Annotated in this window: 15 protein-coding genes; 7 read left to right on the top strand and 8 right to left on the bottom strand. The window is 64.6% G+C overall.

What is annotated here, in order from left to right:
• Positions 1-398: 398 nt before the first annotated feature.
• The gene (locus NLM25_RS31515; protein WP_254121583.1) at positions 399-656 is read right to left on the bottom strand and encodes a DUF2798 domain-containing protein; all 258 of its coding nucleotides are present in this window, start codon (positions 654-656) and stop codon (positions 399-401) included.
• A 289-nt stretch (positions 657-945) separates the two neighbouring features.
• Here NLM25_RS31515 and NLM25_RS31510 point away from each other — a divergent pair, with 289 nt between their 5' ends.
• From NLM25_RS31510 to uraD, 5 genes are all read left to right on the top strand, one after another.
• Positions 946-1,350 carry a hypothetical protein gene (locus tag NLM25_RS31510; RefSeq protein WP_254139608.1) on the top strand — a complete coding sequence of 135 codons (405 nt, stop codon included), beginning with the start codon at positions 946-948 and terminating at the stop codon, positions 1,348-1,350.
• 1,073 nt (positions 1,351-2,423) lie between these two features.
• Positions 2,424-2,702 carry a hypothetical protein gene (locus NLM25_RS31505; protein ID WP_254139607.1) on the top strand — a complete coding sequence of 93 codons (279 nt, stop codon included), beginning with the start codon at positions 2,424-2,426 and terminating at the stop codon, positions 2,700-2,702.
• Between the two features lie 88 nt (positions 2,703-2,790).
• Positions 2,791-3,204: a DUF3830 family protein gene (locus tag NLM25_RS31500; protein ID WP_014493672.1), complete on the top strand. Its 414-nt coding sequence runs from the start codon at positions 2,791-2,793 to the stop codon at positions 3,202-3,204.
• Positions 3,205-4,140 (top strand): allantoinase PuuE, encoded by a 936-nt coding sequence (puuE, locus tag NLM25_RS31495; protein WP_254139606.1) that lies wholly within the window; start codon positions 3,205-3,207, stop codon positions 4,138-4,140.
• 4 nt (positions 4,141-4,144) lie between these two features.
• Complete coding sequence (uraD, locus tag NLM25_RS31490) at positions 4,145-5,032, top strand: 2-oxo-4-hydroxy-4-carboxy-5-ureidoimidazoline decarboxylase (RefSeq protein WP_254139605.1); 888 nt, start codon at positions 4,145-4,147, stop codon at positions 5,030-5,032.
• Here the strand turns inward: uraD and NLM25_RS31485 are convergent.
• Both NLM25_RS31485 and NLM25_RS31480 read right to left on the bottom strand, forming a co-directional pair.
• A complete protein-coding gene (locus NLM25_RS31485) occupies positions 5,029-7,755 on the bottom strand; it encodes a molybdopterin cofactor-binding domain-containing protein (RefSeq protein WP_254139604.1) in 2,727 nt (908 codons plus the stop codon). The genes uraD and NLM25_RS31485 overlap by 4 nt on opposite strands.
• Entirely contained in the window at positions 7,752-8,579 is an 828-nt protein-coding gene (locus NLM25_RS31480; protein ID WP_254139603.1) for an FAD binding domain-containing protein, read from the bottom strand. Before NLM25_RS31480 ends, NLM25_RS31485 begins: the two co-directional genes overlap by 4 nt.
• Before the next feature lie 149 nt (positions 8,580-8,728).
• Between NLM25_RS31480 and NLM25_RS31475 the strand changes: the two genes are divergently transcribed.
• Positions 8,729-10,078: an 8-oxoguanine deaminase gene (locus tag NLM25_RS31475; protein WP_254139602.1), complete on the top strand. Its 1,350-nt coding sequence runs from the start codon at positions 8,729-8,731 to the stop codon at positions 10,076-10,078.
• A 108-nt stretch (positions 10,079-10,186) separates the two neighbouring features.
• On the opposite strand, the gene NLM25_RS31470 is transcribed toward NLM25_RS31475, so the two are convergent.
• The 5 genes from NLM25_RS31470 to NLM25_RS31450 all read right to left on the bottom strand — a co-directional run bounded on the left by NLM25_RS31470 (position 10,187) and on the right by NLM25_RS31450 (position 15,378).
• Positions 10,187-11,263, bottom strand: coding sequence for a BMP family ABC transporter substrate-binding protein (locus NLM25_RS31470; RefSeq protein WP_254121566.1), 1,077 nt, complete (start codon positions 11,261-11,263; stop codon positions 10,187-10,189).
• A 75-nt stretch (positions 11,264-11,338) separates the two neighbouring features.
• Positions 11,339-12,256: an ABC transporter permease gene (locus NLM25_RS31465; RefSeq protein WP_254139601.1), complete on the bottom strand. Its 918-nt coding sequence runs from the start codon at positions 12,254-12,256 to the stop codon at positions 11,339-11,341.
• Complete coding sequence (locus NLM25_RS31460) at positions 12,243-13,334, bottom strand: ABC transporter permease (protein ID WP_254139600.1); 1,092 nt, start codon at positions 13,332-13,334, stop codon at positions 12,243-12,245. The genes NLM25_RS31465 and NLM25_RS31460 overlap by 14 nt, the downstream gene beginning before the upstream one ends.
• Positions 13,318-14,889, bottom strand: coding sequence for an ABC transporter ATP-binding protein (locus NLM25_RS31455; protein WP_254139599.1), 1,572 nt, complete (start codon positions 14,887-14,889; stop codon positions 13,318-13,320). Before NLM25_RS31455 ends, NLM25_RS31460 begins: the two co-directional genes overlap by 17 nt.
• Before the next feature lie 120 nt (positions 14,890-15,009).
• Positions 15,010-15,378: a hypothetical protein gene (locus NLM25_RS31450; protein ID WP_254139598.1), complete on the bottom strand. Its 369-nt coding sequence runs from the start codon at positions 15,376-15,378 to the stop codon at positions 15,010-15,012.
• A 54-nt stretch (positions 15,379-15,432) separates the two neighbouring features.
• Between NLM25_RS31450 and NLM25_RS31445 the strand changes: the two genes are divergently transcribed.
• Complete coding sequence (locus NLM25_RS31445; RefSeq protein ID WP_254139597.1) at positions 15,433-16,539, top strand: hypothetical protein; 1,107 nt, start codon at positions 15,433-15,435, stop codon at positions 16,537-16,539.
• The last annotated feature ends 125 nt before the right edge of the window (positions 16,540-16,664 follow it).

Below are 16,664 nucleotides of genomic sequence, written 5' to 3'. Positions count from 1 at the left end.
ATCGCCCCCACATCGATGGTGCCGACGTTGCCGAGAACTACCGCCGGCATCGCGCCGAGGAAGATGGCGGATATGCCGCTTTCGAATTCGCCGGAGCCGCACCAGCGCGAGGCGGACCACGCCGCTTATCGTATGGCGCCCATAGCCATCCGCGTGATGATCGAGCCCTGCGAGGCGCGAGAGTAGGCTGCCGGTTAGTGCATAGATCTGCCAGTCAATCGCTGCGGTGAGCGACTTGATAGGAGCATTCCGACAGGGTTCGCGCCGCGATGTAGAGCAGCAGTCGACGATGTCGCGACAAGGCAACGGGTAGAGATGAAAGAGTGGAAGCTCGATCCAAGGTGTCGGGTGATCATGGAAGCGGGACGGCGTGCTTCATGCGCGCCGCCCGCGTCCGGCTAGCGGCCTGGTTGAGACGGAGCCGCGACGAGGCAGGCCACGATCCGGCGGACCAGTGGCAGCACCATCAGCAGCGTTGGAAAGGCGACGAGCCATGACAGCGCCCAGGCGCCCGGCCAGGTCGCGAGGAACGCCGGCGTTGCGCCGAGGCTCCTGAGCGTCGAAATGACCGACACCACGGCGGTCATGAGGATGGACAGCACAAATGGCATCACGATCGGCGCATAGCGCGCCGGCAGTTTGCGAACCGCAATCATCTGGTTTCTCTCGAGGAAAAGGACGCGTCAGTCACATTGAACCTTCGAAATGGCATCGATCCCGACGGCGTCGGTTGATGCGTTGGTTCACGTGAAACGCTTACGGCGACCGAAAAACGGCGCGGCTGTTCATTATCCGCTCAGGTTGGATGGTTCAAGCTGCATCTGGTGGTTCGGTTTACAATCGTTCAAACGTGGCGGATTGCCGCGATCATGAAACTATTTCAATGGTTTGCGCGTTACGCGTTGTTGCATGTCTCTTGATTGGGCGAGAACAGAGGACTTTGAAATGAGTGATGGACTCGTGCGTTCGATAACCGGCCGCAGCACCGTGCTGGCAGCAGTCGCCAGCCTCGCCCTGGTCGCCGCCTCGGTATCGCCGTCGGCTGCCGCGTCGCCGTTGCCGGCCAAGGCGCCAGCCGCAAAGGCCGCTCTGGCAGGACAGGGCTCGTCCGGCGTGACCGACTTCAGTGCAGCCCGGCGGCGCCATTACTATCGGCGTGGTCCGAATGCCGCGGGCCTTGCCTTTATGGGTGTCGCGGCCGGCTTGATCGGAGGCGCAATCGCTGAAAGCCGGCGCCAGGAGTATTACGAGAACCGCTATTATTATGGCCCGGGTCCTTACTATGGCGGGCAGGGATATTATGGCGGCGGTCCCTACTACGGTCCGCGTGGTTATTATCAGCCTTATTAGGGGGCTGTCTGGGCTGTACTCTGCAGCTTGCCAAAGGGGCGGTGCTTGCACCGCCCCTTTGTTGCATCCGTGCGACGTGCCCCGTCGACGGCCGCCTGTTTCGCTGCCCGTCAATCCCCTGTCAGCAAAATATTCCACTTTACCGAAATTCGGAAACGGCGTATGTGTCGCGCATCCCGGCTCGATCTTGAGGGGCGATCTTGTGTCGTCGCGTTTCGCGAGGCGGGTTGCGGTGGACGCGGCAGCGTCGGCACGTGATGCTGAGGGCAGGGCGGATTGCTCTCCGTGAGCCCGAGGCTTCGTGCGGACGAGCGGCGCTGTGAGTTCGTCTCGCCAACATTTCGACGGCAAAGTGCACAACGTCGTCGAACCCTGTGGCGCCAACGAACGCGCGTACGGCAAAACCGTGTGGTCCTGGCCGTCGTTGCTACGGTCAAGCTCTTGCGGAGACGGCAGTCGCGTCAACCGGCGCGGTGTCCGCGAATTTCGCCGGGGCGAGGGAGGCCAGAACGAACTCGGCTCCCGGGAGAGCACGGCATAAGCCGTCAACCCACTGCGCAGGGAAGGCCGTGTGTTGGGCTTCACCTGTATGCCGCTGTGCATTTCTTTTGCGCTACAAGCGCACAGCGGACCGTGGGTGCCGGCCGGCACCCGGCCTTCCCTGCGCCCTCTTGGTTCAAGAGGGTGGAGTGACGAAGCAGAGCTCGGGCGAATTGAGCCGCGAGAGCGGATCAGTGTGTCCAGGATTCAAATGCGAGCTGGAGGGGCGATGCTGCTACCTTGCACCCCGGATTTCGAGCGCAGCGAAGCAATCCAGAATCCTTCCGCAGGGGGATTCTGGATTGCTTCGTCGCATCAGCGCAAAATTGCTAGGCAATTCTGTCGCGAGCTCCTCGCAATGACGGTTATGAACCAGCCGAGCGCCCCAAGGTCGTTTTGACGAAGGACTGGAGCCCACTCAGAATCATGAGCGCGTGCCGGCCAAATATTCGGCACCCTTGCCCCGCAGCGCCGGTGGACTCGCCCCCTGCAATCGGGTTCAATGGGCCGAATTCGGTTTTCAGGCGACAACGATGTCGAGATATCTGCTGATCCTTCTCCTGATCGCCGCGCCGGCGACCGCGCAAGTCAAGCTTGCTCCGAAGACCACGGCGGCGCATCCGGATCCCTGCGCCCCGATCGGGCGCACCGCGGACGGCAAGCTGGTCTACTCCCTGAAATGCGAGAACCTGCCGGCGCCGCCTCCACCGGCGCCGCAAGCGGAACTGAAGGAAGCGCCGCAGCTTGTGGCCGAGCCCGAGCCGGAGGTGCGGCGGAGTGGCATTTTCGGCTGGTCCTACGACCGCAGGTGAGGGGCCGCGCCACTTGCGCGAAGCCCTCTGGAATGCTCTTTGCTTGAAAATTCCCCGCGGGGCCACGCCCCCGATCCAGAGAGATGAGATGAGCAAACTCGTTATCCGCGCCGGTGATTTCACCTTCGATGCCCGCTTCGAGGAGCAGCTGGCGCCCAAGACCGTCGCCGCGTTCCGCAAAGCGCTGCCGTTCGAAAGCCACATCATCCACGTGCGCTGGAGCGGCGAGGGCGTGTGGATGCCCCTCGGCGATCTCGATTTCGGCGTCGGCTACGAGAACCACACCAGCTATCCTGCGCCCGGCCAGATCATCCTCTATCCCGGCGGCATCAGCGAGACCGAGATCCTGCTCGCCTATGGCGGCGTGCACTTCGCCAGCAAGATGGGTCAGCTCGCCGGCAATCACTTCATCACGCTGACCTCGGGCCTGGAGAATCTGGCGACCCTCGGCAAGAGCGTGCTGTGGAAGGGCGCGCTGCCGATCCGCTTCGAGGAAGTCTGAGTGACTGATACAAGCTACCCGCGCGATCTCCGCGGTTACGGCCGCAATCCGCCGCATCCGGAGTGGCCCGGCAACGCGCGGGTCGCGGTGCAATTCGTCGTCAATTTCGAGGAAGGCGGCGAGAACAACATTCTGCACGGCGACCGCGCCTCGGAAGCGTTCCTGTCCGACGTGCTCGGCGCGCAGCCCTGGCCGGGCCAGCGCCATGCCAATATCGAGTCGATGTTCGAGTATGGCTCGCGCGCCGGCTTCTGGCGGCTGTGGCGGATGTTTGGCGCGCGGAAGTGGCCAGCGACCGTGTTCGGCGTTGCCACCGCGCTGAAGCGGAATCCCGAGATCGTCGCGGCGATGAAGGAGGCGGGCTGGGACATCGCGAGCCACAGCCTGAAATGGATCGAGCACAAGGACATGACCGAGGCGCAGGAGCGCGCCGAGATTGCCGAGTCCATCCGCGTCCACACCGAGGCCACCGGCGCCCGGCCGCTCGGCTGGTACACCGGGCGCTCCTCGATCAACACCAACCGCCTGCTGATGGAGGAAGGCGGCTTCCTCTATCTCTGCGACTCCTATGCCGACGATCTGCCCTACTGGGTCAAGGGCGCGGCCGGCAAGCAGCTCATCATTCCCTATACGCTCGATGCCAACGACATGCGCTTCATCAACCCGCAAGGATTTGCGGAAGGCGAGCAGTTCTTCACTTACCTGAAGGACGCCTTCGACGTGCTCTATGCGGAAGGGCAGACCGCGCCGAAGATGATGTCGGTGGGGCTGCACTGCCGTCTCGCCGGCCGGCCCGGCCGCGCCGCCGGGCTGATCCGCTTCCTCGACTACATCGGCAGGCACGATCGCGTCTGGGTCCCGACGCGACTCCAGATCGCGCAGCACTGGCACGACAAGCATGCGCATCTTGCCGCCGACGCATTCGAGATCGGGTGAGACGATGCCGCAGATTTCGCTCACCGATCTCAACGCTGCAAGCAAGGCCGATTTCGTCGCTGCACTCGCCAATGTCGTCGAATATTCGCCGTGGATCGCCGAGCAGCTCGCCGGCAAGCGGCCGTTCGCCGGCATCAACCAGTTGCACGCCGCGCTGATGGCGGCGATCCAGAGCGCCGAGCCCGACGTGCAACTTGCGCTGATCCGGGCGCATCCCGATCTCGCCAACAAGACCCAGCGTGCGGCGGGCCTCACCGCGGAATCGAACGACGAGCAGAACAGCGCCGGTCTCGACCGGCTGTCGGACGCCGAATACGCGGCGTTCGAGCGCGTCAACAACGCCTATCGCGACAAGTTTGGCTTCCCCTATATCGTCTGCGTGCGCCGTCACACCAGGGATTCCGTTCTGCGCGACTTCGAGACGCGGCTGCGCAATATCGCCAAGACCGAGACGCGGCGCGCGATCGAGGAGATCGGCCGCATCTCCGCGCTTCGGCTCGATCAGCTCGTCATCGCCGACGACAAGCTGAAGGTGCACGGCCTGCTCTCAACCCATGTTCTGGACAATCACGCCGGCAAGCCTGCGTCCGGTATTGCGGTCGAGCTGGTCGAGCTTGCGAACCTCGGCGAAAGCCGCGTCATCGCGCGCGCCGTCACCAACGCGGACGGCCGCACCGACCAGCCGCTGATCGGCGGCCGTCCGCTGCCGATCGGCCGCTACGAGCTCAAATTCAGCGTCGCCAAATACTACGCGGAACGCAACGTGCCGCTGTCGGACCCGCCGTTCCTCGACGAGATCCCGCTGCGCTTTGCGATCAGCGACCCGGAAAGCCATTACCACGTGCCGCTGCTGGTCACGCCGTGGAGCTACTCGACCTATCGCGGAAGTTAATTGCCGAACTTCTCGTGCAGCGCCGGAAATAGCCGGTCCGGCTTGAAGGGCGGCGCGGTGAAGCGGATGCCGGTGGCATCCGCAATCGCGTTGCCGAGCGCGGCGGCGACTGGATTGTAGGGGCTCTCGCTCATCGACTTGGCGCCCAGCGGCCCGACCGTGTCGGACGTCTCGGCGAAGAACACGTCCGTGCGCGGAACGTCTGCGAAGGAGGGCAGGTGGTAGTCGCGGAATTTCGGGTTGGTGACGCGCCCCTCTGCGTCGATCACCATCTCCTCGTAGAGCGCCGCACCGAGCGCCTGCGCGACGCCACCTTCGACCTGGCCGCGGCACTGCATGGGATTGGCGACGACGCCGGCATCAGCCGCGTGCACGCTCCTGAGAATCCTGAGCTCGCCGGTGCCCTTGTTCACGGCGATGCGAAAGCCCTGGACGTTGAAGCCGACCGAGCGCGGCGTGCCGTCGGAATTGCCGCTGGCGACGAATGGCTGGCCGCGTTCGCGCGCGAGCTTCGCAAGCTCCGCAAATGACATCCGTCGCACGCCGCTGACGACGGCTTCGTCGTCGAGCGTGCAGCTCGCGGCGTCGCATAACCACGCGCTTGCCGCCGCCGCCTGCAGCTCGGCCGCAAGCCGCATGGCCGCATCATGCGTTGCCTTGCCTGCGACGAAGGTGCCTGCGCTGCCATAGGCGCCGGTGTCGTGGCCGCCATGGGCAGTGTCGGACTGGCGCAGACGGATCCTGTCGACGGTGGTTGCGAGCGTCGTCGCCGCGATCTGGCGGTGCACGGTGCTGGTGCCATTGCCGAACTCGGCGGTGCCGACGGTGAGATCGAAACCGCCGTCGTCGTTGAGCGCGATCATCGCGTCCGCGATATGGCCGGCCGGCGGCGCCGTGTCGATCATGGTCAGGGCGACGCCGTCGCCGATCAGCCATTCCGGCGACAGGTCCGGCTGCGGCCGATCCGCCTGCATCGCACGCTCGACGAGGTCGATGCACTGGTCGAGCCCGTAGGAGCCGTAGAGCACGTCGTGAAATTCCGACGGCGGCGGCGACAGCATGGGGTCTCCTGGCTTGACGACGTTGCGCCGGCGCATGTCGTAAGGACTGATACCGAGCTGGCTTGCCAGCTCGTCGATCGCGGCTTCGATCGCGATCTGCGTCTGGGGCAGGCCATAGCCGCGAAACGCGCCTGACGGCACCGTGTTGGTGTAGACGGCAAAGCCGTCGACCTTCTTGTTCGGACAATTGTAGACGGCGATGGACTCGGACAGCGAGTGGAACATCACGGGGCCGGCGTGATTGCCGTATGCGCCGGTGTTGGAGAGCACCTCGAGTTGGAGCGCGGTGAGCTTGCCGCCGGCGTCGGCGCCGGCCTTGATGTGGACGCGCATCGGGTGCCGCGTCGAGGTCGCGATGAACTGCTCCTCGCGGGTCAGCTCCAGCTTCACCGGACGCCCGGTCTTGAGTGCAGCGAGCGCCAGAATGTCCTCGACGAACATCTCCTGCTTGCCGCCAAAGCCGCCGCCGACGCGCTCGCAGAACACGCGGACCTTGTCCATGGGAAGCCCGAAGATGTCCGATAGCGCACGCCGGGTCAGGAACGGCACCTGCGTCGAGGTGCGGACGTTGAGCACGCCTGATGCGTCGAGCCAGGCGAGGCCGCCATGGGTCTCCAGCGCCGCATGCTGCACGCGATGGCTGTGAAACGTCGCCTCGTAGGTGACGGCGGACGTCGCAAGCGCAGTTGCGACATCGCCGTACTCGCCATGCGTCTCCGCCGCGAGGTTGCGCTGGGGATCGGCGATGCGGTTCGCGGTGGTGCGGTCAGGATGAAGGACGGGCGCGCCGGGCGTCATCGCCAACTCGGGATCGATCAGCGCAGGCAGGATCTCGTAGTCGACCTTCAGCCGGCGGCACGCCTCCTCGGCGGCGGCTTCGCTCTCGGCGACGACGGCTGCAACCTTCTGGCCGATGAAGCGGACGACCTCGTCGAGGATGCGGGTGTCCTCGGGGTCCATCCAGTCCTTCTCGTGCCGCGCGGTCGAGATCAGGACCGACGGAGCATCTTCATGTGTCAGCACCGCGTGCACGCCGGGGACGCGCAATGCGTCCGTCTTGTCGATCGCGACGATCCTCGCGTGGGCGTGCGGTGAGCGCAGCAGCTTGATGTGCAGCAGGCCGTCGATGGCGGTGTCGAAGGTGTAGCGCGCCTTGCCGCGCACGACATCCGGGCCGGCCGGTGCCGGCAGGCTGCGGCCGAAGGCGGCACCGGCCTCGACGCTCTCGTCGACATTGGTCTTGCCGAGCAGCGCATCCTCGATGGAACGATAGCCGGTGCAGCGGCAGATATTGCCCTTCAACGACGACCCGAGATCGGTACGCTGCGCCTGGTTCAGCGAGGCGCAGGTCAGGATCATGCCGGCGGTGCAGAAGCCGCATTGAAAGCCTTGCGCGTCGAGGAAAGCCTGCTGCATCGGATGCGCGCCGCCGTCGCCGCCAAGCCCTTCGATCGTGGTGACGACGCGCCCCTCGGCGCGGAACGCCGGGATCAGGCAACTGTGCACGGGCTCGCCGTCCAGCAGAACTGTGCAGGCGCCGCAATCGCCGGCATCGCAGCCCTTCTTCACCCCGAAATGACCGAGCTCGCGCAGGAACGTGCGCAGGCACTGGCCGGCGCGCGGTGTTTGCGGAAACGCCTTGCCGTTGACCTCGAAGCTCATGACGATGCTGCCCCGAGAAGTTCGCTGCGAATCTCTTCGGCGAGCCGTAGCGTCATATGCTTGCGCCAGAGCGGCTTGCCGTGGATGTCGGTGTGGTACTGATCATCCGGGATCTGCTGCGTGATCGCGTTACGGAGTGTGCTCGGGTCCGGCGGCTTGGGAAAGGATAGCTGGATCGGTCGCACCGTCGATGCCGTCACCGTCAGCATCAGCTTGCCATCGGCATCGAGGCTTCCGATCAGAAGCGCGGCCGAGCGGCCGACGGGTGCCAACGAGATCTGGCGGAACGCCGTGCGGCGCTTCAGCGCAGCAATCGGGATATCGATTTGCCGGATCAGGTCGCCCGGCGTCAGGCGGTTGCGCTGGTTGCCGGTCACGAAGTCGACGACGGGAATCTTATGTTCGCCGCCGCCGGCCTTCCAGATGGTGCAGATGCCGTCGAGCGCCGCGGTGAGCGAGATCATCGGTCCCGCCGGCAGCGACATGCAGAGATTGCCGCCGACCGTCGCCGTCTTCCAGATCTTGAATGAGGCGAGGAAGGCCCGGCAGCACTGCCCGATCAGCGGTGCCGCGAGCCAGTCGGGCGGACAGGTGAAACCGTCGAGCTGCGCGACAGTGCAGGTCGCGGCGATGGAGAGATGGCCGTCGGTGATCGTCAGCGCCGGCCATTTCAGATCGGAGAGATCGATCAGCCGCCTCAGATGGACCTGCGGCTCCGAGAACAGCCAGGTGCCGCCGGCGAGCCAAGCATCACCTGCCGTCCAGGCGGGCAGCTCCGCACGCGTTTGCGGATGGGCCACCGTCGTGATGGTATTCAAATCCATGGTTGCGCCGACGCCTTCACCCGGTGAATCGTGCAGATGAGTCTTGCAAGACCGGAGCCAAGTCGCAACAAACAAGTCGTAGCGGGACGGCGATTGGGCAGTTGGCCGCAGCAAATGCTTGTCGCGCGAATGTGAGGAGAATCGGGATCATGAGCGACGCAAAGCCGATCTGGATCAGGGATCCCCTCGCCATCCTCGCCGACGGAGCCGAGCGCGGGATCGTGATCAGGGATGGCCGGATCGTCGAGCTGGTGCCAGCCGGCGGCGTGCCGGCGACGGCGGATGTCGCAATGTTCGACGCAAGCGAGCATGTCGTGCTGCCGGGGCTCATCAACACCCATCATCATTTCTACCAGACGCTGACGCGGGCGCTGCCGGCGGCGATGGACCGCGAGCTGTTTCCCTGGCTGCAAGCGCTCTATCCGGTCTGGGCGAAGCTGACGCCTGATGCGCTCGAGCTTGGCGTCACCGTGGCGATGTCCGAGCTCCTGCTCTCCGGCTGCACCACCACGACGGATCATCACTATGTGTTCCCGGCGGGGCTCGAGGAGTCCGTCGATATCGAGGTCGGGGTCGCAAGACGGCTCGGCGTGCGCGTGCTGCTGACGCGTGGCTCGATGAACCTGTCGCAGCGCGACGGTGGCCTGCCGCCTGACAGCGTCGTGCAGGACGAGGACACGATCCTGGCCGACAGCGCGCGCGTGGTTGCAAAGCATCACCAGCGCGGCGCGGATGCGATGGTGCAGATTGCGCTGGCGCCGTGCTCGCCGTTCTCGGTGACGACATCCCTGATGCGTGCCACCGCGGACCTCGCCGAAAAGCTCGACGTCCGCTTGCACACTCATCTTGCGGAAACCGAGGACGAGAACAAATTCTGCCAGGAGATGTATGGCTGCCGTCCGCTCGACTATCTCGAGCAATGCGGCTGGCTCAATGCGCGCACCTGGCTCGCCCACGGCATCTTCTTCAATGCCGAGGAGATGAAGCGGCTCGGCAAGGCGAAGACGACCATCAGCCACTGCGCCTGCAGCAACCAGCTCCTGGCCTCGGGCTGCTGTCCCGTCTGCGAGATGGAGGAGGCCGGTGTCGGTATCGGCATCGGCGTCGACGGCTCAGCCTCGAACGACGGATCGAATTTGATGCAGGAGGTGCGCGCGGCGTTCCTGCTGCAACGGGCCCGTTATGGGGTGACGAAGGTCAGCCACAAGGATGCGCTGCGCTGGGCCACCAAGGGCTCGGCGGCCTGCGTCGGCCGTCCCGAACTCGGCGAGATCGCCGTCGGCAAGGCCGCCGATCTCGCACTGTTCAAGCTCGACGAGCTGCGCTTCTCCGGCCAAGGCGATCCGCTGGCCGCGCTGGTGCTGTGCGGGGCGCATCGGGCCGACCGGGTGATGGTGGCGGGACGATGGGCCGTGATCGACGGCGCGATCCCCGGCCTCGATGTCGCCGATCTCATCCGCCGCCACAGCGCAGCGGCGCGGGCGATGCAGGCGGGATAATCAAGGCAAAATAAAAGAGGGGGCGACCACAAGTGCCGGGTGCTTCTGGCCACCCCCTCCGAACCTCCTCCGGGAGGAGCAGGTGTTTTAGGCAATGCAAGAAGCGTGCTACTTGCCCGGCAGCTTGTCGTCGATACCCTTCACGTAGAAATTCATGCCGAGGATCTGGCCGTCGTCGAGGTGATCGCCGCCCTTGCACTCGATCGGCTTACCGTCCTGCCCAACGATCGGGCACTTGAACGGATTCAGCTTGCCCGCTGTGATCGCAGCCTGGGCGTCCTCGGCGATCTTCTTCACGTCGTCAGGCATGTTGGTATAGGGCGCCATCGCGAACATGTGGCTGTCGAGGCCGCCCCAGCTGTCCTCGGACTTCCAGGTGCCGGCGAGTTCGGCCTTGACGCGCTCGATGTAGTAGGGGCCCCAGGTGTCCAGGATCGAGGTGAGCTGGGTCTTCGGCCCGAACTTGATCATCTCGGAATCCTGACCGAAGGCGAGCTTGCCGCGTTCGCTGGCGATCTGCATCGCCGCCGGCGAATCCGTATGCTGCATGATGACGTCGGCGCCCTGGTCGATCAGCGCCTTGGCGGCATCGGCCTCCTTGCCCGGATCGAACCAGGTGTTGGCCCAGATGATCTTGACCTTGATGTTCGGGTTGATGGTCTGCGCCGCCAGGATCGTCGCGTTGATGCCTGAGACGACCTCCGGAATCGGGAACGAGCCGATATAGCCGAGCACGCCGGACTTCGACATCTTGGCCGCGATCAGGCCCTGGATGTAGCGGCCCTGGTACCATTTGGCCGAGTAGGTCGACATGTTCGGATTGCGCTTGTAGCCGGTGGCGTGCTCGAAATGCACGTTCGGATACTTCTTGGCGACCTTCAGCGTCGGGTCCATGTAGCCAAACGACGTCGTGAAGATCAGCTTGTTGCCGGCGCGGACGAGCTGCTCGATGGAGCGCTCGGCGTCGGGGCCTTCGGGCACGTTCTCGAGATAGGTGGTCTCGATCTTGTCGCCCAGCTCCTTCACCAGTGCCTGGCGCGCGAGGTCGTGCTGGTAGGTCCACCCGAGGTCGCCGATCGGACCGAGGTAAATGAAACCGACCTTCAGCTTGTCGGCGGCGGAGGCTGCACTGACGCTGCCGGCAAGCAAAAGCCCGGCAGCCAGCGCAAGAAGTGATTTCCTCATCATCAATCTCCAAACATCAGGGGAAGGCCACGATCCGCAATTTGCGCGCCCCATCGCGCACCTCGCGGAAAAAGATCAGCGATCAGGCACGAACACGGTGCCGAGCGCCGCCGGTGCGGTCGAGCCGCCGGTGCGCGCGCGGGACAAGAGGACCAGCACGATGACGGTCGCGAGGTAAGGCAGCGCCGACATGAACTGCGAGGGAATGCCGACGCCCCAGCCCTGCGCGTGCAGTTGCAGGATCGTCACCGCGCCGAACAGATAGGCGCCGACCACGAGCCGTCCCGGCCGCCAGGACGAGAACACGACCAGCGCCAGCGCGATCCAGCCGCGGCCCGCCGTCATGCCGGGAATGAAGAATGGCGTATAGGCGAGCGGCAGATAGGCGCCGGCAAGCCCGGCGCAGGCGCCGCCAAACATCACGGCGAAGGTGCGAATGCGCAGAACAGGATAGCCGAGGGCATGCGCGGAGACATGATTGTCGCCGCAGGCACGGAGGATCAAGCCCGCCCGCGTGCGGTACAGGAACCACCAAACGCCGATGATGAGCGCGATGGAGAAATAGACGAAGGCATCTTCGCCGAACAGCACGCGGCCGATCAGCGGGATGTCGGTGAGGCCGGGAATGGCGAGATGCACGGCCGGTGCGATGCGCTCGCCGACGAAGCCGGCGCCGATCAGGCCGGACAGGCCGACGCCGAGGATGGTCAGCGCGAGACCCGTTGCAACCTGGTTGACGGCGAGCCCGAGCGCCATCAGCGCAAAGATCAGCGACATCAGCGTGCCCGCGACGATGCCGAACAGCGCGCCGATGAAGATCGAGCCGGTGAGCCACGCACCCGCAAAGCCGCAGGCCGCGCCGACGATCATCATGCCCTCGACGCCGAGGTTGAGCACGCCGGAGTGCTCGGTCACGAGCTCGCCGGTGGCCGCGATCAGCAACGGCGTCGATGCGGCGAGCACCGAAAGGATGATGGCTTCAACCAGCTCCACGAGTCACCTGTCGGTTTGGGAACACCAGCCTGAAGCGGTAGAGGATCAGGGAATCGCAGGCGAGCACGTAGAACAGCAAGATGCCCTGGAAAACCTTGGTCACGTCCAACGGGATCTTCATCGCGATCTGCGCCTGCTCGCCGCCGATAAAGGTCAATGCGAGAAAGAGGCCTGCAATTAATATTCCAAGCGGGTTCAGCCGGCCGAGGAAGGCGACGATGATCGCGGTAAAGCCGTAACCGGGCGAGATGCCGGGCTGGAGATGCCCGACCGGACCCGCGACCTCGATGATGCCGGCAAGACCTGCGAGCGCGCCGGAGACGGCGAAGGTCAGGATGATCAGCTGGTTGGCATTGAAGCCGCCGAACCGCGCCGCGCGAGGCGCCGCACCGACCACGCGGATCTCGAAACCCTTGATGGTGCGCCCGAGCAGGATTGCCGCTGCCGCGACGACGAGCAGGGCGATGATCGAGCCGAGATGCAGCCGGCCGCCCTCGATCAACAGGGGCACCGTTGCGACCGGATCGAACTCGGCAGTAGTCGGGAAGTTGAAGCCGTGCGGGTCGCGCCATGGGCCGCGCACGAGATAGTCGAGGAAGAGGTCGGCGACATAGACCAGCATCAGACTGGTCAGGATTTCGCTGGCGCCGAACTTCACCTTGCAGATCGCGGGGATCAACGCGTAGAGCGCGCCGGCCGCGGCTGCGAGCACGAGCATCACCGGCAGCACCCAGGCCCCGACATCGGTGCCCTGTGTCTTCACCGCGATCCAGCTTCCGGCGACAGCGCCGATCAGGAATTGCCCCTCCGCGCCGATGTTCCAGGCATTGGCGAGATAGCAGAGCGACAGCCCGATCGCGATCATCACCAAAGGCGTGGCCTTCACCGCGATCTCCTGGAGCGAATAGCCGTCGGTCAATGGCGCGATGAAGTAGGCGTGCAGCGCGAGCAGCGGATTCTTGCCGAGGATCGCGAACAGGATGACCATGGTCACGATCGTGAGGCCGATCGCGATCAGCGGCGAGACCAGCGCGATCGTGTTGGAGCGCTCGGCGCGCTTCTCAAGCACCAGCTGCATGCGCGGCCTCCTTCGGCTCGAGGCTGCTGCCGCCCATGAGAAGGCCGAGCTTTTCGCGGCTCGCGTCGCTTGTCGCGAGCGGCGCGGAGAGCCGGCCGTGGAACATGACGGCGATGCGGTCGGCTATCTCGGCGAGCTCGTCGAGGTCCTGGCTGGTCACGAGCACGGCCGCACCTGCGGTTGCGAGATCGAGCAGTGCCTGGCGGATGACGGCGGCGGCGCCGGCATCGACGCCCCAGGTCGGCTGGCTCACGACGAGAACCGCCGGGTTGCGCAGGATCTCGCGTCCCACGATGAACTTTTGCAGATTACCGCCGGAAAGACTGGCAGCTTCCGGATCGCGCTTGGCCTTGCGGACGTCGAACGTTTCGGTCGCGCGATCGACCGTCTTCAGCGTGGCCGCCGTGTCGATGAAGCCGTGATGGACCATGCCGCTGGCCGCGTGTCCGGTGAGCAGGGCGTTCTCCGACAGCTTCATGCGCGGCGCGGTGCCGTGGCCGAGCCGTTCCTCCGGGACGAAGGCCGCGCCCAGCTTCCGGCGCTGGGTGATCGAGAGGTGGCCTGCGGCGATGCCTTCGATCACCACCGTGCCGGGGTCCTTCGACAGGCGTTCGCCCGAGAGCGCGGCGAACAGTTCGTCCTGGCCGTTGCCGGCGACGCCGGCGATGCCGAGGATCTCACCGCCCTTGAGCTCGAACGAGATGTGCTCGAGCCGGACGCCGTGCGCCTCGGCTGGTGCAAGCGAGAGGTCGTTGACGACGAGGCGCGGCACGGTGGTCTTCCGTCCGGCCGGTGCTTTGACTTCCCTGATCTCGCCGCCGACCATCATGCGCGCGAGCGAAGCGGCGGTCTCGAGCCTGGGATTGCAGGTCTCGACCTTCTTGCCGCCGCGCAGGATCGTGGCGGTGTCGCAGAGCCGCTTCACTTCTTCCAGCTTGTGGCTGATGTAGAGGACGGCGCGGCCTTCGGCCTTGAGCCGTTCCAGCACGATGAAGAGCTGGTCGGCCTCCTGCGGCGTCAGGACGGCGGTGGGCTCGTCCAGGATCAGGAATTTCGGATCCTGCATCAGCGCACGGACGATCTCGATGCGCTGGCGCTCGCCGACGGACAATTGCCAGACCTCGCGTTTGGGATCGAGCGGCAAGCCATAAGTCTTCGACACCTGCTCCAGCCGTGCCGACATGTCCCTGAAGGATTCTCTTCCGTCGAGGCCGAGCGCGACGTTCTCGGCGACGGTGAGATTGTCGAACAGCGAGAAATGCTGGAACACCATGCCGATGCCGCGGCTGCGCGCTTCCGACGGGCCGGCCAGCATAATGGGCTGGCCGAGCCAGCGAATCTCGCCGGCGCTGGGCTGGATCAGCCCGTAGATCGCCTTGACCAGCGTCGACTTGCCGGCGCCGTTCTCGCCGAGCAGCGCGTGGATTTGCTTCGGCCAGATATCGATGTCGATGGAATCGTTGGCGAGGAAATCCCCATAGCGCTTGGTGAGCCCGAGCGTCCGGAGCAGCGGCGGTTCGCTGGAATGCAGGCCGTTGGGCGTCGGATCTAACATGCGTGACTGCTTACAGGGGTGAGCTGCCTCAATTGTGGGCTAGTTTGAACCGCCACGTAAGATGTGAAAAAGCGTCATCCCTTGCTCAACGCTTCGGCAGGCGCCGGCGTTCGTTCGCTGCTATTGGCCTTCATCGACAATTGCAGCAATCGCGCCAGTGCTTCGGGCGCCTGTTGCAAATTTGTGACGCTTTGAAGTGAATCGGAACCCGCTGTGCAGGCTTGACCTGAAGTTGAGCAGCGGCACTCCCATTCCCGCATGCTGCGCCGCGACGTAAAGCGATCGCCGCATCTCGCGATCGATGCGTCGTGCAGCGCCAACAAAAGCCGAGCAAAACCAAACGGGAATGTCCGGCAACGTGCGCGCGTCCCGCGCACGCAAGTCGCGTGCGCGGACACGCAAAATCCGCGATGAAGCGCCGCGTGCTGCCAAAACATCCGGCACGCCATGGGAAATGTTGAGGCTTCTCACTTCCGGATATCGGCGCAAGTGTCGCACCCAGGGGCAGTCAATTCGACCTGTCAAAACTTGGGGGCTATCAGGATGTCGTTTCGTTTTACGGCAGTGACAGCAATGGCGTTGTCACTTGCTACGCTGGTCAATGGCGACCTGGCTCACGCGGCGGACCTGCCGGTCAAGGCGGCCAAGAAAGCCGCGGACCTTCCGTTCTTCCTGGTGATCGACAACCGCGTGACGTTCTCCTGGATGCCCAAGGGCACCGACCCCGGCATGTGGAGCGTCAACCCGAACGGCAGCATCAACGGCACCACCCCCAAGCAGGTCTACTCCTTCACCCACTTCGACCTCTGGGCCTACGGCACCAACTTCTTCACGATCTCGATGTTCAAGTCGGGCAAGAACGATCCTGCCAGCCCCTGTGTTGCGCCGGGCGTGACCATCACTGGCGGCGCCGCCGATTGCGCGGGCGCGACCGAGATCTACGGCCTGTTCCGCTCGACCCTCGGCTGGAACGAGCTGTTCAATACCAAGGCCTTCAGCATGGGGCCGCTGCACAATATTTCGTTCGAAGTCGGCATGGACGCCAATACAGAAAACAATTTCCTCGCGCCCGCCAAGCGCGACGTCGTCGCCGGTCTCCAGTTCGCTTTCGACCTTCCGTACAAGGGTTACATCAACGTCGCCCCGTTGATGTACTGGGAGTTCTCGAACCACAACGCCTTCACCGAGTGTGGCCTGTTCGGACCGGGCGTGCCGGGGGTGACCTGCAACTCCGATGGCAACGTCAGTTACAGGCCGACCTGGGCCGTCGAAATCAACTACTACATGGACTTGGGCTTCCTGCCGCCGAACATGCAGTTCTGGTCGATCAGCGGCCGCGCCGGCTGGTATGGACCGAAGGGCGACTCGAACGGCCTGCCTGCGCTTTCGGGCCCCGGGCGGCTCTCCACGGCCTCCAAAACCGAGCTGAACAGCGAACCGATCCGTCTGACCTTCGACGCCTCGAAGGCCGCCTGGGGTGACAAGTACTCGCACTTCGTCGACCTCTGGGTCGCCTACAGATACTGGCAGAACAAGTTCGGGCTCGACCACAACGCCATGCCCGGCGTCTGCACGATCGCCGCAACCGGCCAGAGCACCAACAGCTGCACCGAGTCCACGGTGTACGGTGGCGTGACAGTGAAGTTCTGATCGGCTTGGGGGCCCATTCACATCTGAAGCGTAGGGTGGATTAGCCGAAGGCGTAATCCACCTCTTCGCTTTCATCGTGTTGAAGAAAGAGTGGTGGGTTACGCTTCGCTAACCCACCCTACGCA

It is taken from the genome of Bradyrhizobium sp. CCGB01, assembly GCF_024199795.1.
Taxonomy (GTDB): domain Bacteria; phylum Pseudomonadota; class Alphaproteobacteria; order Rhizobiales; family Xanthobacteraceae; genus Bradyrhizobium.
This window is presented reverse-complemented; position numbering and strand designations above follow the sequence as displayed.